This window comes from Sulfurovum lithotrophicum, from assembly GCF_000987835.1.
Classification (GTDB): Bacteria; Campylobacterota; Campylobacteria; order Campylobacterales; family Sulfurovaceae; genus Sulfurovum; species Sulfurovum lithotrophicum.
Genome location: NZ_CP011308.1, coordinates 1,146,382 through 1,167,472, shown reverse-complemented (window position 1 = coordinate 1,167,472; position 21,091 = coordinate 1,146,382). Strand labels below are relative to the sequence as shown.

General features: G+C 42.8%; 25 protein-coding genes. 11 read left to right on the top strand and 14 right to left on the bottom strand.

The window, feature by feature from the left end; genetic code table 11:
* Positions 1–8: 8 nt before the first annotated feature.
* The 10 genes from YH65_RS05740 to YH65_RS05695 all read right to left on the bottom strand — a co-directional run bounded on the left by YH65_RS05740 (position 9) and on the right by YH65_RS05695 (position 8,277).
* The gene (locus tag YH65_RS05740; protein WP_046551033.1) at positions 9–761 is read right to left on the bottom strand and encodes an NYN domain-containing protein; all 753 of its coding nucleotides are present in this window, start codon (positions 759–761) and stop codon (positions 9–11) included.
* On the bottom strand, positions 758–1,369 hold the full coding sequence (gene rsmD, locus YH65_RS05735) for a 16S rRNA (guanine(966)-N(2))-methyltransferase RsmD (RefSeq protein ID WP_046551032.1): 612 nt from the start codon (positions 1,367–1,369) through the stop codon (positions 758–760). The genes YH65_RS05740 and rsmD overlap by 4 nt, the downstream gene beginning before the upstream one ends.
* A 54-nt stretch (positions 1,370–1,423) precedes the next feature.
* On the bottom strand, positions 1,424–2,761 hold the full coding sequence (locus YH65_RS05730) for an SH3 domain-containing C40 family peptidase (protein ID WP_046551031.1): 1,338 nt from the start codon (positions 2,759–2,761) through the stop codon (positions 1,424–1,426).
* 102 nt (positions 2,762–2,863) lie between these two features.
* Positions 2,864–3,934 (bottom strand): diguanylate cyclase domain-containing protein, encoded by a 1,071-nt coding sequence (locus YH65_RS05725; RefSeq protein WP_046551030.1) that lies wholly within the window; start codon positions 3,932–3,934, stop codon positions 2,864–2,866.
* 90 nt (positions 3,935–4,024) lie between these two features.
* Positions 4,025–5,113, bottom strand: coding sequence for a dipeptide epimerase (locus YH65_RS05720; RefSeq protein WP_046551029.1), 1,089 nt, complete (start codon positions 5,111–5,113; stop codon positions 4,025–4,027).
* A complete protein-coding gene (locus tag YH65_RS05715; protein WP_046551028.1) occupies positions 5,110–5,334 on the bottom strand; it encodes a hypothetical protein in 225 nt (74 codons plus the stop codon). The genes YH65_RS05720 and YH65_RS05715 overlap by 4 nt, the downstream gene beginning before the upstream one ends.
* A 16-nt stretch (positions 5,335–5,350) precedes the next feature.
* On the bottom strand, positions 5,351–5,821 hold the full coding sequence (locus tag YH65_RS11395; RefSeq protein WP_084722036.1) for a hypothetical protein: 471 nt from the start codon (positions 5,819–5,821) through the stop codon (positions 5,351–5,353).
* A 63-nt stretch (positions 5,822–5,884) separates the two neighbouring features.
* Positions 5,885–7,048 carry a DUF819 family protein gene (locus YH65_RS05705; protein WP_046551026.1) on the bottom strand — a complete coding sequence of 388 codons (1,164 nt, stop codon included), beginning with the start codon at positions 7,046–7,048 and terminating at the stop codon, positions 5,885–5,887.
* Positions 7,049–7,063: 15 nt separating this feature from the next.
* Positions 7,064–7,498: a methyltransferase family protein gene (locus tag YH65_RS05700; protein ID WP_052746104.1), complete on the bottom strand. Its 435-nt coding sequence runs from the start codon at positions 7,496–7,498 to the stop codon at positions 7,064–7,066.
* Complete coding sequence (locus YH65_RS05695) at positions 7,495–8,277, bottom strand: patatin-like phospholipase family protein (RefSeq protein WP_046551025.1); 783 nt, start codon at positions 8,275–8,277, stop codon at positions 7,495–7,497. The genes YH65_RS05700 and YH65_RS05695 overlap by 4 nt, the downstream gene beginning before the upstream one ends.
* Before the next feature lie 69 nt (positions 8,278–8,346).
* Here YH65_RS05695 and YH65_RS05690 point away from each other — a divergent pair, with 69 nt between their 5' ends.
* The 7 genes from YH65_RS05690 (at position 8,347) to YH65_RS05660 (ending at position 13,139) form a co-directional block, all read left to right on the top strand.
* Positions 8,347–9,162: an SDR family NAD(P)-dependent oxidoreductase gene (locus YH65_RS05690; protein ID WP_046551024.1), complete on the top strand. Its 816-nt coding sequence runs from the start codon at positions 8,347–8,349 to the stop codon at positions 9,160–9,162.
* A 127-nt stretch (positions 9,163–9,289) separates the two neighbouring features.
* Entirely contained in the window at positions 9,290–10,429 is a 1,140-nt protein-coding gene (locus YH65_RS05685) for an FIST signal transduction protein (RefSeq protein WP_046551023.1), read from the top strand.
* Positions 10,422–11,150 carry a GGDEF domain-containing protein gene (locus tag YH65_RS05680; protein WP_052746103.1) on the top strand — a complete coding sequence of 243 codons (729 nt, stop codon included), beginning with the start codon at positions 10,422–10,424 and terminating at the stop codon, positions 11,148–11,150. The genes YH65_RS05685 and YH65_RS05680 overlap by 8 nt, the downstream gene beginning before the upstream one ends.
* Before the next feature lie 97 nt (positions 11,151–11,247).
* Complete coding sequence (mog, locus tag YH65_RS05675; protein WP_046551022.1) at positions 11,248–11,781, top strand: molybdopterin adenylyltransferase; 534 nt, start codon at positions 11,248–11,250, stop codon at positions 11,779–11,781.
* Positions 11,782–11,797: 16 nt separating this feature from the next.
* Positions 11,798–12,007, top strand: a complete 210-nt coding sequence (locus tag YH65_RS05670) for a hypothetical protein (protein WP_046551021.1) — start codon at positions 11,798–11,800, stop codon at positions 12,005–12,007.
* Positions 12,004–12,219 carry a hypothetical protein gene (locus tag YH65_RS05665; protein WP_046551020.1) on the top strand — a complete coding sequence of 72 codons (216 nt, stop codon included), beginning with the start codon at positions 12,004–12,006 and terminating at the stop codon, positions 12,217–12,219. The genes YH65_RS05670 and YH65_RS05665 overlap by 4 nt, the downstream gene beginning before the upstream one ends.
* A 173-nt stretch (positions 12,220–12,392) precedes the next feature.
* The gene (locus YH65_RS05660) at positions 12,393–13,139 is read left to right on the top strand and encodes a carbonic anhydrase (RefSeq protein WP_052746102.1); all 747 of its coding nucleotides are present in this window, start codon (positions 12,393–12,395) and stop codon (positions 13,137–13,139) included.
* A 19-nt stretch (positions 13,140–13,158) separates the two neighbouring features.
* Here the strand turns inward: YH65_RS05660 and YH65_RS05655 are convergent, their stop codons facing one another.
* Together YH65_RS05655 and YH65_RS05650 are read right to left on the bottom strand one after the other, a co-directional pair.
* Positions 13,159–13,845 (bottom strand): rhodanese-like domain-containing protein, encoded by a 687-nt coding sequence (locus YH65_RS05655; RefSeq protein ID WP_046551019.1) that lies wholly within the window; start codon positions 13,843–13,845, stop codon positions 13,159–13,161.
* 172 nt (positions 13,846–14,017) lie between these two features.
* Positions 14,018–15,601 carry a SulP family inorganic anion transporter gene (locus YH65_RS05650; protein WP_046551018.1) on the bottom strand — a complete coding sequence of 528 codons (1,584 nt, stop codon included), beginning with the start codon at positions 15,599–15,601 and terminating at the stop codon, positions 14,018–14,020.
* A gap of 143 nt (positions 15,602–15,744) precedes the next feature.
* Here YH65_RS05650 and YH65_RS05645 point away from each other — a divergent pair, with 143 nt between their 5' ends.
* A complete protein-coding gene (locus YH65_RS05645) occupies positions 15,745–16,008 on the top strand; it encodes a hypothetical protein (RefSeq protein ID WP_154806471.1) in 264 nt (87 codons plus the stop codon).
* Here the strand turns inward: YH65_RS05645 and YH65_RS05640 are convergent.
* Entirely contained in the window at positions 16,005–17,258 is a 1,254-nt protein-coding gene (locus tag YH65_RS05640) for a BaiN/RdsA family NAD(P)/FAD-dependent oxidoreductase (RefSeq protein ID WP_046551016.1), read from the bottom strand. The two genes, YH65_RS05645 and YH65_RS05640, sit on opposite strands and share 4 nt — an antisense overlap.
* 63 nt (positions 17,259–17,321) lie before the next feature.
* On the opposite strand from YH65_RS05640, the gene YH65_RS05635 reads away from it, so the two are divergent.
* The 3 genes from YH65_RS05635 to YH65_RS05625 all read left to right on the top strand — a co-directional run bounded on the left by YH65_RS05635 (position 17,322) and on the right by YH65_RS05625 (position 20,128).
* Positions 17,322–18,230, top strand: a complete 909-nt coding sequence (locus YH65_RS05635; protein WP_245609168.1) for a methyltransferase domain-containing protein — start codon at positions 17,322–17,324, stop codon at positions 18,228–18,230.
* 108 nt (positions 18,231–18,338) lie between these two features.
* The gene (locus tag YH65_RS11235) at positions 18,339–18,908 is read left to right on the top strand and encodes a Tll0287-like domain-containing protein (protein ID WP_052746101.1); all 570 of its coding nucleotides are present in this window, start codon (positions 18,339–18,341) and stop codon (positions 18,906–18,908) included.
* A gap of 314 nt (positions 18,909–19,222) precedes the next feature.
* The gene (locus YH65_RS05625; protein WP_046551014.1) at positions 19,223–20,128 is read left to right on the top strand and encodes a protoglobin domain-containing protein; all 906 of its coding nucleotides are present in this window, start codon (positions 19,223–19,225) and stop codon (positions 20,126–20,128) included.
* A gap of 366 nt (positions 20,129–20,494) precedes the next feature.
* Here the strand turns inward: YH65_RS05625 and YH65_RS05620 are convergent, their stop codons facing one another.
* The gene (locus YH65_RS05620; RefSeq protein WP_046551013.1) at positions 20,495–21,091 is read right to left on the bottom strand and encodes a DUF2238 domain-containing protein; all 597 of its coding nucleotides are present in this window, start codon (positions 21,089–21,091) and stop codon (positions 20,495–20,497) included.

The window sequence follows — 21,091 nt, the reverse complement described above, 5'->3', positions numbered from 1 at the left end:
GGGTCCATTTAATTCTTCCAGCGTTTGTCTCTGATACTCAGCTGTTTGGTGTGCTCATCGTAGGCGATATCAAAAAGGTCTATTTCCTTGACAAGATTGCTCAGTTTCTTGTAACCGTAGTTGATGGGTGAAAAGGAAGTGGAGTTGTTGATGTAGGTCCCCACATCGGCAAGGTTTGCCCAGCCGTATTCATCCATAGTGTGGTCCACGGCATTTCGCAATACATTGACCAGCCAGGTATCCTGACGCATCTCTTTACCGCTTTTGCGTACAGGTGTTGTTGCTTCAGCGTTCGGTATATCTTCATGCTTGACGACCGATGTCGCCATCAGTTTTTCGGTGAAAATGAACTGTGAACAGGCTGCCATAAAGGGTTTGGGAGTCTTTTTCTCCCCAAAACCGAATACCTTGATACCTTCGGCCTGTACACGCATGACCACTGGTGTAAAGTCCGAATCACTTGTAGCAAATGCAAATGCATCGATATCTTTGGTATGCAGCAGGTCGATAGCATCGATGGTCATGAGAATGTCCGTGGCATTCTTGTTCTTCGAGTAGTCGAACTGCTGTATGGGCTTTATGGCAAACTCGAGAAGTTTGTCCTCCCAGTTCTTGAGGTTGTCTTTTGTCCAGTTCCCGTAAGCCTGGCGGATATTCACTACGCCGTACTTGCTCAGTTCATTGATGATCCCTTCTATCGATCTGTGTGATATATTGTCACAGTCTATAAAAAGAGCGATATGATCTTCTTTTTTTGTCATGCTTCACCTTTTGGACGATAGTAGGTCAGTGTACTGCGTCCGAATTTTTTCTTTTTAAGCTTTTCAAGAGCACCTATTGTTTCGGGCATCGTCAGGTTGGTCATATGTTCAACCGCGACCATTTCACATATATCAGGTTCTATCTGCTCGATAAGGGTAATGGTCTTGTCGTAAACCTCATCCATACCGTCACGGGTAGAAAAGGGCGGATCGAAATAGAAGTATGTTTTTACTCCCTGACGTTTCAGCAAGCCGTATACGGTGGCAAAATTCTCGAAACTGTCTCCGTAAAAGGCGTGGCAGCGGCTGGGGTCGGTCTGCTTGATGTTGTTCTCAAGAGAACGGAATGCGGTCTTGTTGTACTCCATGAAGTAGCACTGCGCCGCGCCGCGGCTTAGTGCTTCCAGCCCTACTGAACCGCTGCCTGCAAAGACTTCAACAAAATTCCTGTCGATAATGTCGAACTGAACGGTATTGAAGAAGGATTCTTTCAGTATCGACTTGGAGCTTCTTGTGGTTGAGATATCGGGTATCTCTATCTGTTTGCCCTTAAATTCCCCGGCAATGATTGTAGTGGTGAATAGTTTAATACGTTCTTTTCTTTTCATAGCGTGTATTTTACCTTCTTTACTTGAGTGTATGGGATAAACCCGGATTATGCATTAAAACTTCACAATTGTTTTCAGTGTATTGATAAGCCTGCTGCTTTCTTTGGTATCTTTTCTTTCCTTGCCTGGTTCAGTAGAAGTGATGATGGTACGTCCGGTTATCAGTTTTGAACCATCTTTTTTGCGTATACCCCAGTAAGTATGCATAACGACCGGCTCTCCTTTGTACTCTCCCAAATAGAGTACAATATGCCCCGGTACGTAGAGCAGGGAACGGAAAGGGTCCGCTTCCCGGATGATTTTCTTCTTTTTTGCCTGTTTTGGCATGTTTTTTATGGGAATGGACTGTCCATCCTTTGCCTGTTTGCTTGAGTTACGTCTGAGAAAGATACCGAAAACACCCAGAAAATCCCTGGTTGTAGCAGAACAGTCACGACAGCCGTAGCCACCGCCCCAGCCATAGGGTTCATTATAGAACTCTTTGGCCACCCTTGCGACATTTTTGGCAGTGAAAGGAAGCGGTTTTTTTGCAATGGTCTTTGAATTGGCAACAGAAACCTTTTCTATCTGCGCTTTGCCGTTACGGTCCCGTTTTGCCGCCAGGTAGTGCTTGCCGTCTTTTGCCATGGGGAACAGAGTACCCAGTTTTACGAAACTGACCTCTTTGCCCTTCTCGTTATAGAGTCTGAGGTCATCTTTGACCGTCATGGCATATTTTCCGTTTCGGAAGGTGCGAATGAATTTATTGTCAACAAAGGCTATATCATGCACCTTGACCCAGCCAAAAGCGTAAGAGGCGCGTACAAATGCCCACTTGCCGTCTTTTGAGAAGTGCGACACGAAAACCGGTACATTCATATGCAGGGCTGAATTCTGGTTATAGTTGAAAGGAAATCCTTCTCCCACACGGTGCGGGTCGAGGTAGAAAGGGGTAGAAGTAGGTAAAGCCCTGACATTGGTACGCTCCGTGGTAATGGCTTTGTAACGTCTTGCATTTTTGTGTTTATAATTGGCATTCTCTATCCACTTTTTATAGATCGATGCCGGTATCTGTTTCCCCTTTTCCGTGTATATTCTGTTCTTGGTCACGAAACGCACTTCCCAGCCAAAATCCTTCATAGGAATATCCAGTTTCTTCAGATGCCACGGCTTGAAATATTTGCGGTTAAACAGCCCATCTGCACGTTTTTGTCTGGCTTTGGGCCAAGGCTTGATCTGTTTGGCATAATAGGCAGGATCTTGGGGAATTCTTCGCATATCTGCCACTTTATGCTTTGGCATATGGTCTATCTTACTTGGTTTTCGGGTACTCTCTTTGAGCAAATACTGGGCAGGAAGAAGTGTGGAAAAGGAAAATAGTATCAATAGAATAAGTTGAATCTTTCTGTACATCTGCGTATGCTTTCTTTTGGTTTCCGCTATTCTAATACAGATAAGTTAATAGAGAGTGTATGTCTGATGCCGGTGAAGAGAAATTACTGTATTGTTGTTGGCTCAAACAATATCATCAGGGTGTTTGTCAGCGGAAATATCTTTATAGAAAACATGATAGGCATCTTCTCTTTTCTTCGCAGCGTACATGGCAATATCTGCATATTTTCCCAGCAATGCAGACATTTTGGTATCATCAGGATACAAACTGATACCAATACTCAATTCAATATGCAGGCTTTTCCCATCCACTGTATGGTAGCCGATCACAGCCCCTTCAAGCTTTTCAATTAATTTTGGCAAAAACACTTTTTTCTTTCGGGAGATAATAGCAAACTCGTCTCCGCCGAACCTTGCCAGAAAGTCCTCTTCATTCAATTGGGAAAGAAGTCTTCTTGCAACTTCCTTCAGCACTTCATCTCCAATATCATGCCCATGGGTATCGTTGATCGTTTTGAACTTGTTCAGGTCTATAAAAATAAGTGCAAAAAACGACTTTTCCTTAAAAGCATTTTTCAACTCTTCTGTATATGTCTTTCTGTTTGCCAAGCCGGTCAGGCTATCATGATAGGCATCTTCTGAAACGATCGAGAGTTGTTCGGAGAGCGTATCCATCACTTCGTAAGCTTTTATGATATAGTTGAGATAGAGTAAAGATATCAGGTAGGTAGTGACTGCAAACACAGCAACGATATCGAAGTGTTCGGCCCAATAGGGTGAATAGAATAGCAAAACAATCCAGGAAACTGAAGTTGTGATAAGGCTTATATAAAAATACTGCATACCAAAGTAGAGACCGGTCTGCATATTGATGATGATATAAAGAGGAAACAGGTACAACCCCTCTTTCTCAAAGAGAGCTATCAGAAAAGTCAATATAGCCAGGTCCAAAAGAAGTAAAAAGGTTTTTCTCAGTGCAGCTATTTTGTCAGGATAACGAAGAATAAAAAAATAGTGAATGAGCGAAACAATACCAAGTGCGGTCAATAAAAGGCCTGCATATAATATTTTTTGAGACAAAGTATCTGCTGCCTGCTGCCAAAAAGCAATAATGAAAAATGTAATCATGAAGAGTACAAGCAGTCTTTGTTTGCTGTATTTTACTTCATTCAAATAGTCTATAGTGTCATCCACAATCTACTCCATTTGTACGTCGTCCTCCGTTAAAGACCTTGGATAATTATATCTTTTTTATATAGAAGTTGTATTGTCCAAAAAAGAAAATTATAAAAATTGAAGCTCGCCAACTCCAAAAATACCCAGACCCAGATCATCTGAAAGGGCAATTTGACTTTGATCATACTGAACAGAAGTTTCAACAGGGTGGGAGGCCAGCAGACTGACTGCATCCAGATCAAGCATAGTGATAACGTCTGCCTTGGCTGAGGCGACATGTACGCCTGCCGTTACAGATATGGGACCCTCCAGCATACAGCCTATCATACATTTGACGCCGAAATCACTGGAAAGATCGGCAAGAGCAAGTGCTTCTGAAATCCCTCCTGTCTTTGCCAGCTTGATATTGACATAATCTATGGCTTCAAGTTCAAGCAGTCTGCGGGCATCTTTGAGTGAAAAGATCGACTCATCGGCAAGCAGAGGGGTCTGTACTCTCTCTTTAATATATTTCAGCCCTTCAATATCATCCGCCGCTACAGGCTGCTCAATGAATTCAGCGATGATGCCCCGTTTTTCAATGCCTTGCAGGAGTTCAACGCTCTGCTTTGCCGTCCATCCCTGATTAGCATCCAGTCTCAGTCGGATACTGTCGTCCAGAGCTTCATGTATAGCGATAATGCGTTCAATGTCTTTTTGGGGATCATCCCCGATTTTGATCTTGAGTGAGTTATAACCCAGAGAGACCGCATCGAGACAGTCAGCAATCATCTTGTCTATCTCTCCCATACTGATGGTAAGATCAGTCTCAAACACTCTCTTTTCACCACCAAGCATTCTGTAGAGCGGCAGGGAGAGGGATTTGGCTTTAAGATCGTACAGTGCGATCTCGAGCGCGGATTTGGCAGTCGTATTTTTGATGATATGGGAATGGACATGATCGAGAAGGGTATCAAACTCTTCTATCTCTCTACCGACAAGGAACGGCTCCATCAATGCAATAGCTGCTCTCATGGAACCGATGGTCTCACCGGTGATAACAGGGGTAGGGGCACCTTCCCCGTAACCGATGGATCCGTCATCACATTCGATAATGACGACAAGGTCCTCCAAAGCATCTACACGCCGCAAAGATGTGACAAAAGGGTTTTTAAGAGGTGCTTTGAGCAGAGCCGTTCTGATACCGCTTATTTTCACGTCTGATTTTCCTCTGCTCTGAGCTGGTCTATTTTTGAGGAAAGCGTTTTGATATGTCGGGAAAGTCTTTCTCGTTTCTTTTTGATCAATCCCTCTTCGACACTATCCGCCGCATACGCAAGTTCCAATTTCAGATCATGATAATCTGTCAGGAGTTCTGCTTTGTACTTTTCATACGCTATAAGCTGTTCATCTGCTGTCAAAGCCTTGTTTTCTTTCACCTTTTAATTCCTCTTACTATCGATGGTAACTACGTGCTCTTTGTGTGGGTACAGCTCTGTTATTGCGTATTGCTGCTGCATGACTCCTGTTACCTGACCTGTTGTATCTTCTGTCTCTATGGTTTCTGTATCTTTTATAGTCATTTTTGTTTCTGTAGTAGCCATACCTTCCAGGTTGAGCTCGGTAGCGCCGGCCGTTGTAGTATCTGTACCCGTGATAATAGAAGTATCCGCCTCTGTATCGATAGCCGCGATAATAGTAATACCCGTTACGGTAATATCCGCCATAATAGTATCTTCCGCCGTAATAGTAATACGGATATCCGTAGTAACGCGGATAGCTGTATGAAGAGAGTGCTACACCGGCTACTGCACCCATGGCAGCTCCGGATGCGAAAGCCTGATCTTCCGGGGTACATCCTGAAAAAAGCAGCGCTGAGGAGAGTACACCGATCGCACCCAAATGCTTCAGTTTTTTTCTTAACATTTAAAATCCTTTTGTATTTTGATTTTTTATTTTATACAATAATTGTGAACAAATCGTGACAGCCTAAGCTGCGATTATTTCAAGGACCTTTCCTACCATCAATCCACCAAAGGTACCCAGGATATACCCCATCATGGCCATGAGCACACCTATGGGAATCAATGCTTTTGAATAGGCAGAGGCAAGTATGGGCGCTGAAGCTACACCGCCTATGTTGGCAAGAGATGCGACTCCTAGAGAAAAAAGGTCAAGCCTGAATGTTTTTGCAAAAAATATCATGATAATTGCATGTATAGCAATAATGACAAAACCGGCCACAATATAGAGCGGTGCTTCCGTCAGTTCAGCAAAATTGGCACGTGAGGCAATGAGTGCAACGATGAGATAGAGCATGATACTCGCCAGTTCGGAAGAGCCTGAAAGCCTTGCAACAGGTGTCATGGCAAAGAGTATGCCTGCAACAGTAGCTATGATGACTACCCAGGTCGTCATGGTAAGAAAATCCGTTGTTGGCAGCAGTGCACCTGCATACTGTGAGAATGCCGAAACGAGCAGTGCTGAGCCCAGCAGCAGGAAAAGTGAGGGGAAAGTGATCGCTTTGCGCTGGGCATCCTTGAGTGCGAGATGCTTCCCGACTTTATCTATGACAGAAGTATCTGCTTTGCTCCAGGCATTGAAGCGTTTGGCGAAGGGTACCAGGGCAAGCAGTACCATGACCCAGACGGCATAATCAACAGAATCGATGAGCAGCGTGTACCCCAATGCGGCATCAGGGAGGTCCAAAGCACCCTGAATAGCCACCATATTCCCCGTACCGCCCATCCAGGAACCTGAAAGCGCAGCGAATGCTTTCCATGAATCAGACGCAAAGGAACTGTGGAAGAGGGTGAACATACCTATGAAGCCTATGGCGATGCTTACCGATGCCAGAAGGAAGGTCAACAGCATCTTTTTGCCCAGTTTTATGATCTCCCGTATATCTGCATGCAGCAGCATCAAAAAGATCATTGCCGGGAGCAGGTCGGATTTGAATGTTTTATAGGTAGCCGTGATCGACTCGCTTTTCTGCCAGAGCCCGAATGTGGAGAAAAGCATGACGACAAAGTAGATGATAACGATAGCAGGAAGATATGCGAAGATCTTTGCTTTCGTCTTCTTCTCGGCAAATACAATAGATGCTGCAATGGCCATCAGTAAAGCTAGATAGCTAAATCCGTCAGTGATCATAGAAAGCCTTTCATGTTATAAAATATATGGTATGAAATATTTTGTTTTTCCCCTGTATTCGAGGTAACATGGATCGTGTGAAAGCCAGAGGGATTCTTCTCTTTGTGCTTTCAGCAGTAGTACATTGACAAGAAAAAGCCAGAGCAGCCATTGAACCGCACTAGGATCCATCAAAGCCACTCCAAGCATCATCAGAGTCACGGAGGCATACATGGGGTGGCGTATCCAGCGATAGATTCCTGTAGTAACCAGCTCACAGTTCTCTCTGAGCTCGGGTTCGATGTTGAAATTACCCAGCCTGTTGTGAGTCAATGCCCACAGGCCCACAACAGCCCCGATACTGAATACCAGAATGGACAGAAGATCAAAACGGTAATGCGCCAGCAGGAGCATCACACCTATGGTACTGAACTGTAAGAATACCAGCAGTTTCGAGTAAAGATTCTTCATGTCAGCAGTCCCAGTCCCAGTTGACGTATCTCTTCATACTTGTGGAATGAGAAGGTTTTGTATCCTTTGGTCTCTGGTTCTATGAGCAGAATTTCTTTTGTAGAACAGGCTATGTGTGACTTGCTCTGGTTATAAATGAGTAGACGGACAGACTTCTCGAACATTTCCATGACATTGGCTGTTTTGAAAAAGTTGTCAGGCATCTCTTTTTCAAAAGAGTTCTCTCCAAGAACATCGACTGCCAGTACGGTTTTACAGGAAGCTTCGTTCACTCCGAGATTCTCACACAAAAAACCGTCACCGTATGTTTGGCCCTCGACCACATGCTCTTCAAATATGCCTGGTATGGCCATGGTACAGAGAATGGCATCTTTGATAGTTACATCATCTTTGGCAGTAAATACACGTTTATGTCCGTTAAAAAGGTTGGTCGCGATAAGCTTGAGGGGCGTTTTTGTATCCTTCATTTTTCTCTTCCCAAAGAGCCCTTCAAAGATCAGAGCGATCTTGTCGTTGTCTATCATGGCATTACCGGAGAGTGAGAACTTCATCCAATTGTATATTTTACTGAAGTTTTTAATATGTTCATAGATCTCGGCCTCTTTCATACCGATAGCCACACAGGCACCAACAATGCCACCCATACTCGTACCGATGATCTCGATAGGGTAAAGTCCCTCTTTTTCAAGGTCATGCAGTATACCAAGATGTGAGATACCAAGAGCACCGCCACCGGAAAGTACCAACGAAAAATCGTTTTGCCGTAGTTTTTCAATCATGGAAGTATTGTAGCATATCCATTAGCCATTCTAAGATAAAATATGGGGAACACTAACAAAGGATTGCATATGTCAAATATCGTGATCACTGGCTGCAGTATGGGTATTGGCCTGGAGACAGCCAGGTATCTCAAAGAGAGATACATTACAGTCTATCCGACGGCAAGAGATCCCAAAGATGTGGAGATGCTCAGGTCAATGGGCTTTGAAAATGCCATGCAGCTCGATGTGACCAAACCTGAACAGGTAGAAAGCGTGATCGAAAACGTACTTGCAAAAGAGGGCAGCATCGATGTCTGGTTCAACAATGCAGGATACGGACAGCCCGGAGCGATTGAAGACATACGCACCGATGTGCTCAGAGAGCAGTTCGAGACCAATGTGTTCGGTCTGCATGAGTGTACCCGCCAGATCATACCGGTGATGAAAAAGCAGGGATACGGAAAGATCATACAGCACTCTTCGGTGCTTGGGCTCATCTCCCTCTTTGGCAGGGGTGCCTACAATGCCAGCAAATATGCCATCGAAGGACTGACCGATACGCTTCGGCTTGAACTGCGGGGTACTAATATACATGCCGTCGTGCTCAATACCGGACCGATCACCAGCCATTTCAGACAGACTGCCATGCAGAAACTACAGGCAAATGTCGATATTGAACATTCAGACCACAAAGAGAAGTACCTTAAGAGTCTGAAGGCAAAGAAAAGTGCTGTTCCTTTTAATGAAGAGGCGGTCTCTGTCGCATGTGTGGTGCACAGGATCATCTTATCAGATCGTCCGAAACCAAGGTACTACATTACCAAAGCGACGTATCTGCTGGCTTTTCTCAAGCGTCTACTGAGTACGTTGTTGCTGGACAGGTTATTATTGAAAATAGGGTAGCCCATCCGTCATCCCGGAAGATCGTCAATCGTAAAAATCATGGAATTAAGTTGATTTTTAATCAAGGTGGCGTATCATAAAATGAGGGTGGGGTGTAAGACCATGCAAACTAATAAAAGGTTTTTCAATGGAAGTAGCAACTTATCTTTATCAAGAGGAGCAATGGGATAGGCCATTTGAGACAACATTAGATTCTCAAAACACTTTGATTTTGATTTTTGCATCTCTAGAAGAAAAGAAGGTAAGAGAGGAGCTTTCTAACATCGTAAAACTCTTTCCTCTGTCAATTATTGCTGGTGCATCTACAAGCGGAGAAATCTTAGATGATGAAGTGTATGACGATACCATTGTTGTATCAATTGCAAAATTTCAATCTACTATACTTAAAAACCATATATGTAAATCAATAGGCAATGAAGCATCTTATGAGGATGGTATCGATATTGCAAAAGAACTGTTTCATGATAATTTAAAATCAATATTTGTTTTGTCAGACGGCTTAAAAACAAATGGTTCACAACTTACCAAAGGCATTGCGTCTGTTGTACATGCGGATGTTGTGGTAAGTGGTGGATTGGCTGGAGATAAAGACAGGTTTGAAAAAACATGGATTATTGAAAATGGAGTGTTGCAAGAGGGTATTGTAAGCGCAGTTGGTTTTTATAGTGATAATATCCATTTTGAAGTGGCATCAAAAGGGGGATGGGATTCTCTGGGATTACAAAGACTTGTCACTAAAAGCAAAGATAATGTTTTATATGAACTCGATGGGAAACCCGCACTTGAGATATATAAACGCTACTTGGGCGACAAAGCAAAAGAGCTACCTGCAAGTGGTTTGCTGTTTCCTTTGGAACTTAAAGAAAAAGAGGGCGAGGAAAGTAAAGTGCGTACCGTTTTAGCGGTGGATGAGGAAAATCAATCTATCACTTTTGCAGGAGATATACCCCAAGATTCACATGTAACCTTTATGAAGGCAAACTTTGATCGTTTGGTTAACGGTGCGGAAGAATCAGCACAGATGCTAAACTTGTCAAAATATCAGAATGAATCTCTGCTTTGTATTGCTATAAGCTGTGTCGGCAGGAAACTGGTTTTAAAAAGTCGAATTGATGAAGAGATCGAAGCAGTAAAAGAGGTTTTACCGCAAAATGCAAATCTTGTTGGGTTTTACTCTTACGGGGAGATTTCACCGCTTGCTTCCGGCATTTGTTCTTTGCACAATCAAACAATGACCTTAACGGCCATTTGGGAAAGTGATGCATAAAGTTTTACAAAAACAGCTTAAAAAACTCGGATTTAAAGATGGAGGATTTCCTGATGGTAATTTAGAAAAGTTTATTGACCTTGTAAATATTGCATACAATGAAGCAGATGAAGAGAGAATCTTTCTGGAACATACCTTGGAAACTTCATCACAAGAGATGCGTGAACTTTATGAAGAACTCAAACAAAAGTCAGAAACTGCCTTGGCAAAGAGTGAGCAAAGATATAAAGAGTTAGCTACAAAAGATATGCTCACAGGCATACTCAACAGATTTACTTTTGAACATGAGCTTGATAGGGCTATATCTAACGCAAAAAGAACCGGTACAACATTTGCACTGCTCTTTTTGGATTTAGATAATTTTAAAGAGGTAAATGACACCTATGGGCATAATGTAGGAGACAAACTGCTTCAAGAAGTAGCAAAAAGAGTATTGCCACATATAAGAATTGAAGATATTTTTGCCCGTTTTGGTGGAGATGAGTTTTTTCTTCTGTTTACAAATATAAACCAAAAAAGTCTTTCTGCATTAGCAGAGAAAATAATAAGTCTTTTTAGAAAAGCATGGATTGTTGATGGTATTAAATTGAATGTGACTGCAAGTATTGGTATTGTTGTTTTTCCTGATGATGCTGACGATGCAATCAAGCTTATGAAAAAAGCTGATACTGCTATGTACAAATCAAAAGAGTTGGGACGTAATCAGGTGGTTTATTTTTGAAAAAGAGCCAAAAAGCTAATTTTTTACGCTGAGAGGAGCGCAAGAGTTTTCTTAACGATTTTAAGCTATAGTATCTCAATTTTTTTTAGGATGAACAATGGACAAGATAAAGATCGGCGTAGTAACGACAAGTGACAGGGCAAGCAAGGGTATCTACGAGGATATCTCCGGAGTAGCCATTATGGATACAATGAAGGAATACCTGCTCAATGAGTGCGAATATGAATACAGATGCATTCCTGACGAGCAAAGTCTCATCGAGACAACACTGGTTGAACTTTCGCGTGATGCGAACTGTGACCTGATCGTCACTACAGGAGGAACAGGGCCGGCGATGCGTGATGTAACGACAGAAGCAACAGAGAATGTCTGTCAGAAACTGCTTCCCGGTTTTGGGGAACAGATGAGGGCGGTCAGTCTGCAGTATGTTCCAACAGCCATCCTTTCGCGCCAGACTGCAGGTATCTGTAACGGTTCGCTTATCATCAATCTTCCGGGAAAACCAAAATCCATCCGTGAATGCCTTGATGCGGTATTTCCTGCCGTGCCGTACTGTATCGACCTCATTGGCGGTGCATACATGGAAGCGAACGAAGAAGTCATCAAAATTTTCAGACCCAAAACAAAATAGGAACATACTAAATAATATGAATATTGAATTTATTGAAGAGAAGATCAACGAGATCATTGCAGAACTTGAAAAAGAGGTTATGGAACTGGTAACCGATGAGACGATAGACAAGCAGAACACCAACCTGCGTATGAAACCGCTTGCCTCTACCAAACAGATCCTTGTCAATGCGCTTGACAGCATCAAGATGGTGGACAGACTCAACAGGGAGGATATGGAAAAATGATCAAACCATTACTGCTCTTCACTCTTTTATCATTATTCCTGTTTGCGGGAGAGAAACTTCCCGTACCCTCATCGGTGATCGTTGGTGGAGCGCTCTTGAGCATTATCCTGTTTTTTTGGGGCATCTACAAAGCAGTCAGGACACAAAAAACGGTCTATGCACTTGCATTTCTGCCATTCCTCATTTTGATCGTATGGATGTTCGTAAGCTGAGAAGATATTTCAGCTTCAATTCTACTGTCAAAAATAAGCAATATTTTTGACCTATATTAAACATCTGATTATTTTTTATGATATTTCCCAGCCTTATGGAAATTTTTTGATACTTTTTAACCTGAATGGGTCTATACTTATAAAACAAACAAAACAAAACAAAAGGATCAAGAATGAAAAAAACACTCTCACTACTTGCAGCTGTAGCACTTATGGGATCAGCTTCATATGCAAGCGGTCATGGAGCAGAATGGGGATACACGGGACATAATACGCCTGAAACATGGGGGCATCTTTCAGAAAAATACCATATGTGCAGCGAAGGATTGAACCAGTCGCCTATCAATATTACACACTCAATCTCCGATCCCAACCATGCACCGTTGAACCTTGACTATAAAAAAGGTTCCAAAGAGGTGGTCAACAACGGCCATACCATTCAGGTCAATGTAGAAGCCGGAGACAAGCTTGTGGTTGACGGAGACACTTTTGAACTCAAGCAGTTCCACTTCCATTCACCAAGCGAGAACCGCATCAACGGGAAAGCATTCCCGCTCGAAGCACACTTTGTACACCTTGATAAAGACGGGAACATTGCTGTTGTAGCTGTCATGTTTGAAGAGGGTGCAGAAAACAAGGATCTTGCAAAGATCTGGGCAAAGATGCCACAAAAAGCGGGAGAGAAGAATGACTTAAAAATAGCCGATATTGCTGCGAACCTCATTCCTGAAAAACAGCACTATTACAGATTTAACGGTTCTCTGACAACACCTCCGTGTACTGAAGGAGTGAGATGGTTCGTACTTGAAAAACCGCTGACGATCTCAAAAAAACAGGTTGAAGCATTCGAGCATGTCATGCATCATCCGAACAACAGACCGGTTCAACCGCTTGATGCAAGGGTTGTTGTAGAAGAATAAGCCTATCCCAAATAAATCTCTACTTGCGGGTAGAGGTCATTCCCGCACCCAGCCAGTCCTGCATACCACCGCGGTACCACTTCAACTTTTCTGCCGGATAGCCTATCTTCAGCAGAGCAAAGATCATTTCGGGGGACTGGGTACACCAGGGACCGTTACAAAAAAGCAGCAGGGTTTTGGCTTCAGTAAAATCATATTCTCCATTCGCATCTTTTTTCACTCCAAGATATTTTAGTGCGTATTCAAAATGAAACTCATACTCCTTATGTTTTTTGAAATAGATAAACGGCATATTGACAGCACCGGGAATGGTCATATAGTCGAACCAGGGTTTCGTACGACTGTCTATGAGCAGCATATTTTTGTCTTTTTGCATCTCTTTTAGAAAGATGAGGACTTCCAGCTCACCAAAGGTCTCCAGTCCTTCCTCCAGATGCATCGGCAGCAGTTTTCCTTTGGTGTGCACAAAGGTCGATTTGCAGACAGCAGGAACTTTTGGGTTGGCGAAATTCCCCGTCCATAGCATCTCATTGGTAATGGATACTTTTTTACAGATGTCTGGTATCTTTCGTTTTACATGGTAGGTTATCTTTTTCTTGTCTGGCAGAGTGGTCGTTACCTTGACACCACGATGTTCAATACTCTGCACAAGAGCAAAGAGGGACGTAGCGGCAAAAAGAGGTAGAAGTAAGGGAAAAAATCTCATAATATGCTCCATATAATATTTATTACTTATATAATAGCATAATAAAGAAAGGATTTTATAAATAGGAGGCGATCCTAAATCTTGAAATAGAATACTTGCAATGATTGTGAAGAGTGTTGTATTTCTATTTCAAGTTTGCGATGAGTACGCTCTATGTCATACCCAAAGAAGGTTAAACGTCGTGTGCAACCTTGTAGGTAGGGTCATCCTCTTCATAGGTGCAGAACGGCCCGGCTGTTCGCAGCATCTTTTTACAGTCTTCGGAAAGGTGTCTGAGCGTGAGTTTCTTGCCTGCTTTTCTATACTTTTCGGTCAGTGCATCGATGGCTTCGGCTCCTGAAGAATCCATGACTCTTGCCTTTTTGAAATCGATGACCACTTCTTCAGGATCATTCTCCACATCGAACTGTTCATTGAATGAGGTAACCGAACCAAAAAAGAGAGGACCGTCAAGTTCATAGATCTTTTTATCCCCTTCCATTTTGGTATGGGAAAAGATCTTTGCATGTTTCCAGGCAAAGACAAGCGCGGAAATGATGATACCCGCTATAACCGCTACGGCAAGGTCAAAGAAGATGGTGATGATGGTCACGACTACCAGCACGAAGGCATCCGATCTTGGCATGTGGCTGATACGTTTGATCGAGGAGAACTCGAATGTACCGATACTCACCATGAACATGATCCCGACAAGAACAGCCATAGGAATGGCAGCGATCACATCCGAGAAACTTACTACAAGAATGATCAGCAGGGTTGCTGCAGTAAAGGAGGAAAGTCTCCCAAGACCGCCTGACGTAAAGTTGATGACGGACTGTCCGATCATCGCACAACCTGCCATACCGCCAAAGAGTCCTGATGTAGCGTTTCCGACACCCAATGCGACACACTCTTGGTTCCCGGAGCCTCTTTTCCCTCCCATTTCATCCAGAACGGAGAGTGTAAGAAGGGACTCGATGAGACCAACCAGCGCAACGATAACCGCAGTTGGAAGAATGATCTTCAGTGATTCCCAGCTGAAAAGCAATGACCAGTCCGGCATGGTAAAATGAGGGAAAGAGACATTGGAGAGGTCTGCAAGGTCGCCTACGGTCCTGGTATCGATATGCCCAAAGTAGACCACAAGCGTGACCGCAATGATTGCCACAAGGCCTGCAGGCACGGCTTTGCTTACTTTTGGAAGGTACTGCATGGTCGCCATCGTAATGATGATGATAATGTACATGATGTAGTTCTCGGAGAGACTGGCTTTGATAATGTCAATCCAGGAACCGTACTGACCTATATTGGCTGGAGCAAGGAAAGGAAGCTGTGCCAGTGCGATGACTATGGCCAGACCGTTCACGAAACCAAAAAGGGCAGGCTGGGGTACGAGACGAATGAACTTACCCATTTTCAGCAGACCGATGGCTACCTGTATGAGTCCTGCAATAATGGAGGTGACCAGTATGTAGTGCAATACCATCATGGAAAGTGCTTCCGCATCGAGATCCGGGTACATATATTTGACCGAAAGGCCAAGTGAGACAAATACCACGGCCACAGAACCCGTAGCACCCGAGATCATACCGGGTTTACCGCCAATGAGCGCTGTAATGAGCCCGATGATGAAGGCTCCGTAAAGGCCGACCACCGGAGAGACACCGGCAATGAACGAAAATGCGATCGCTTCGGGTACAAGTGCGACGGCTACAAGCGCACCGGAAAGAATATCATTTTTGATATTCTGTTTTGAGTAGTTTTGAATGTTGAACACACCAAATCCTTACATAAATAAAAGTGTGGAATTTTAGCATAATAGTATTAGATGCGGCTATGGAAAAAATCATTTTCTCTTTTATGAAAATACGTGAAAATTTGGCTATAGTTTTCATAATGATATTTTCAAAAGGTGCCCGTATGACAAAACTATATAAATTCCTGCTACTCATTACCATCATTGTACTGGGAACCATCTGGTATTTTGCAGTGAAGAAAGACAACTTCAGGACAGAAGAAGTAAGCCATATAGGGATGAAGCTGAAAGCTGATACCATGCGTAACTGTCTGCACAAAGCAGGTTTTAGAACAGCCGAAGAAGCTGACCCGGAAACCCTTAAAAAGTGCCGGATTCTTGCCGATGAAAAGTGGCAGGAGGCAAAAGAGCTTAATGAAAATCTTTAGAGATCTTCTTTAGGGTTGCCTGCCGTATACCCGCTGGCAAAGGACCACTGCAGATTGTATCCGCCGCAGGGGCCGTCCAGGTTCATCACTTCTCCGCAAAAATACAACCCTTCCACCTTTCGGCTCTGCATCGTGTAGGGATCGATCTCTTTTAGCGACACTCCGCCGCGTGTGATCATCGCCATTTTAAAACCGTCGTGACCATTGATGGTCAGGGGAGTGGCTACAAGAAGTTTGATGAGCCTGTCCCTTATCTGACCTTTGAGTTTCCCCAACGCAGTGTTGGGATCGGCTTCTGCGAGTTTACAGAGTTCACGACTGACAGACCCTGGAAGCAGGGTGGAAACGATCTCCAAAGTATTTCTGTGCGGGTTTTTTCCCAACTCCTTTTTGATATGACTACGAATCTGCTCCTCATTCATCCCTTTGGTCAGGTTCATCAGGACAGGCACTTCCTCATATTTGCTTAAAAGCGGGGTGATCTCCCGGGAAAAATCCAATACGACAGGACCACGGATACCGCTTTTGGTAAAGATGAGATCACCCTGGGCCTTTAATTTTTTATATTTTTTCATATCAACGGTTATAATGACCTTTGCAATAGTGTCAGCCGTACAGTTCGCCACCCATTTTTCCTTTGTCTTTAATGGCATCATGGCAGGGTAGACCTCAGTCACCTTGTGTCCGACAGACTCTGCCAATTGATAGCCGTCACCCTCTGCTCCCAGCACAGGGTAGCCCTTGCCGCCGGTGGCGACTATGACATGGTCTGCGGCAAAACTGTCTGTCTCGGTCTCCACGCCGGTAACCTGGCCGTCATCATGGGAGAGTCCCGTTACTTTTTGCGAACAGCGCACCTCTACTCCCAACCGCTGCATCTCCTTCTCCATGGCATTGATAATGGTCGATGAGCTGTGTGTCACAGGAAAGACCCTGTATCCATCAGGGGCATGACTTTCCACACCGATTTCTTTGAAGAAAGCCATCAGTGCCTTATGGTCAAATGCCTCAAGTGCAGGCATCATGAACTTTCCGTCACGACCGAAACGTGACATAAAGGTCTCGTTGTCCAGAGTGTTGGTAAGGTTGCAGCGACCGCCACCAGTTGCCTTCAACTTGGCACCTATCTTGGAGAGCTTTTCGAGAAGTAGGACTTTTTTACCCTTACGTGCGGCAGTAATGGCGGCCATCATCCCCGCTGCTCCTGAACCTATGACAATGAGGTCATACTTCTTTTCACTGTTTTTCATGCTAAAATACTACCCAAATATGACAAAAAAAGAGATACAGCCATGATATTCACTACACAGAGCATGCAGGAGATTCTCCTCTTACTTCAACAGCATCTTGAAATACACGACACCATCTCTTTCTCTGTACTCCACCCTGATCTGGCAGAAGGGTATGCTGGTACTCTCCTGCATATAGATGGAGAAACGTACCTCTATCGCAGTCTGAAAGCATGGAGCGACCTGGCCGAACTGCTTCACTGCAGGATGCTCATGCCAAAAGAAGGGGCTTACCCGATGGTGACAATCACATTCAAAAAACTTGAAACAGAGAGTTCTTTTCATTTGGACACCCCTGGCGATAAAGAAGAAAAATACGGTGTCACCTCCAAATTTTTCACCATCCATAAAATGGAAGAGCCATCATTTTATTATTATTACCAACAGGCTTTGGAAAATGTGACACTCGAAAAGAGACACAGGGTATTAGACCTTGGTGTGAACCGAGGAGATGAGTTTGAAGTGATCAGAAAACAGTTGAATATTCATAAATATGAAAGTATGGACTTCGTAGGGATCGACCATTCAGCCACAGCCATAGAGTACGCTGATGGGTGCTTTCCGGAAGAAAATGTCACCTTCTATGCTTATGATATTAATAAATTGGATGATCTGAACCTGGGTACTTTTGACCTGCTTATCAGCATAGGAACATTGCAAAGTCCTGGTATCAACTTCAAACCTTTCTTCATGTCACTTGTTCAGAATTATCTGGAAAAAGATGCTGCGGTGATACTTGGCTTTCCAAATTCAAGATGGATCGGTGGAGAGATGGTTTACGGAGCAAAGGCCCCCAACTATGCCATGAGTGAGATGAGCCTGCTCTTCAATGATGTCATGTTCGTCAAGAAGTATCTGCAGCAGAAAAAGTACAGAGTTACCATTACCGGCAAGCATTATCTTTTTTTAACTGCAACCAAAATAAGGGTATAGCCTAAAATATATGGAAGAAAAAATAGAAATGAACATTATCCTGTGTTTTTCTATTTATGGTTAAACCAATTTTACTATAATTGAAAATAAAAAAATAAGGACAAAAGTATGAAACTAAGTTTATTTGCAGCATCTTTGCTGATCGCCACTTCCGCTATGGCAGCCGATGCGGCACAGACACAGAATGTTAAACAGGAAGGTGTCAAATACATCAAAATGCTGGGCGGTGCCCTCAAATCACAGCTTCAGGCCAAAATGAAAGAAGACAAAACGGGATTGACCGCACTTGCTTTCTGTACAGGCAGTGCCGATGATATCACCAATGAAGTGAATAAGAAACTTCCTCCTTATGCAAAAGTAAGAAGAACGTCCCTCAAAGTAAGAAACGGCAAAGTCAATACACCGGATGCCACAGACCGGAAGGTTATGGAGGAATATGTTGCGTCGATCAAAGCCAAAAAATTCAGCCCGAAAGATATCAAAGTGGTAGAAGAGGGTGATGCAACAAGAGTCTACAAACCTCTCGTTGCCAAAGCAGTCTGCCTCAAGTGCCACGGTAGCAATCTCTCACCCAAGATCTCTGACGCCATCAAGACCGCTTATCCGAACGACAAAGCAACAGGTTTCAAAGAGGGTGATCTCAGAGGCGTCATTGTTGCGGAGATCAAAAAGCACTGATCGCACCACTCGCAATACAAAACGATTTTCCCCTTAAAAATAGCAGGACATCATGTCCTCTTTTGCCTGAAATCAACAAATAGGGGAACAGTTTGTCCGTATATTGGCTTATTTCCGGCTAAAAGGACATAAGAAATTTTTATGATCGTAGAGTTTCTAAAGAGAAACTGCTGAAATATGGCAAATCGCTATCTTTCTTGAAATAGCAGGACATTTTTTGTATACTCCTAACATAAATAAAGGGACATATTGTTCCTCTAATAAATAGATATAGCTCATAGTAAAATATGTAAAATTATAATCAAGGAGCATAAATGCAACATTATAGAGACTTAAAAGAGCACTATCAATTTACTGAAGAAGAAGCTCAATTATTAAAAGAACTTCAACCTCGCATGGAAAAACTTGCTGATGAATTTATAGATGGCTTTTATGATTACATATGGGGTTTTGGTAAAACCGCTCAATTTCTAAAGAACAAAGATATTATCGCTTACCATAGGAAAAAAATCAAAGAGTGGTTTATTAACCTATTTTGTGGACAGTATGATATGCCTTATTTTATGTATCTTTACAAAATAGGTGAAATACATGTCAAGATCGGATTGCCTACACACTATGTCAATTCTGCATTTACCTATGTTAGAACTTTCATACTTTCAAGCATAGAAGAAAACTTCAAAGACAAACAACATCATGTACAGGAAATAAAGGCAGTTGAAAAAATAATTGATATGAATCTTGATGTACTCACAAGTTCTTATAGAGAAGAAGAGTTGAGCAAATTTTTGTCTCTTTCTAAAATAGAAAAAAATATTTTATCAGGTTTGAAAAACTTCAATTCATATATCAACTACTTTTTGGCAGGGGCATTGGCAGTAGTAGCATTTTTTGCCATAGGACTTTTCGTATACGATATTTATCTACTCTTTTTTACTGATATAAAAATAGAAAAAGGAATACTCACAGTTCTTGGTAGTTTACTTGTGTTGTGGGCATCTATAGAATTAATTCATGAGGAAATCAACCATTTGCAAGGCAAAGGATTTGCAATTGGTGCATTTATTATGCTTGCAATGGCGGCACTGATTAGAAAAGTATTAATATATTCTCTCTCTTCTGAAAAAGGAGAAGAATTATTGATTATTGCTGCTGTTATTGTTGGTTTGGCTATTTCATATTGGCTTGTAGGAGCAAAGAAAAGAACAACTATAGCCTAAATAGCCATAACAACACTTCGTAGCCAATAAATGACCATTAGGTAGATACAAAAAGATACATTATGAAAAAAGCAATAAATATTTGTATGGACAAAACATTATTATCTGACTTAGACTCTTATGCTTATGAGCTGGAGCATTCACGAACTTAGATCATTGAAAAGGCAGTCAGTACATATTTTGATACTTTAGATGAAATAATCTCAGACAAAAGAATAGATGAAATAAAAGCAGGGAAGAGTGAAGTTTATTCCCTTGAAGAGGTAGCTGATCGCTTAGGTCTCAACTGATGTTCAAAATAATCATTCCCAAAGCTGCTTTTAAAGAATTGGAAAAATGGGAACATTATTGTTCAGAAGAATTGTGTTACTGTATTGCCCGCAATTGCCTGTCATGCCAGCGGGCGAGCAGAAGCAGGGCAGTTATGCCGCCGATGAGCGCATACATCATATCTGACTGCGTATCCCAGACATAGCCCTGTGTACCAAGAAATGCTTCTGCATCATCGCCCGTTGCCAGGGCAACCCACCACTCGACCAGTTCATAAAAAGCGGAAAACGCCAGGACGATACTGAGAACGATGTAGTTCAGCCAGATACGTGACCCATGAACGATCTCTTTTCTTATCAGTATCTCTCTGGCAAGTATGGCAGGCTCAAAGCCCTGCATGAAATGTCCGACTTTGTCGTAATTGTTCCTGCTCTGATGCAGTACTTCCCTGATCCAGTCAAAAAGAGGTACTTCCGCATAGGTATAGTGGCCGCCAACCATTAAAATGATCATATGTACTAATATCAATGTATAGAGCAGGGGTGTGAGCGGGAACTTTCTATAAGTGACTACGATCAGTACGAAGCCGATCAGTGCGGGGAAGACTTCCAGAAACCAGGTAAATTGGTCTTTCGGATCTATAGCCGACCAGACCAGAACAGCAAAAAAGATACTTAGCCACAGGTATTTCAT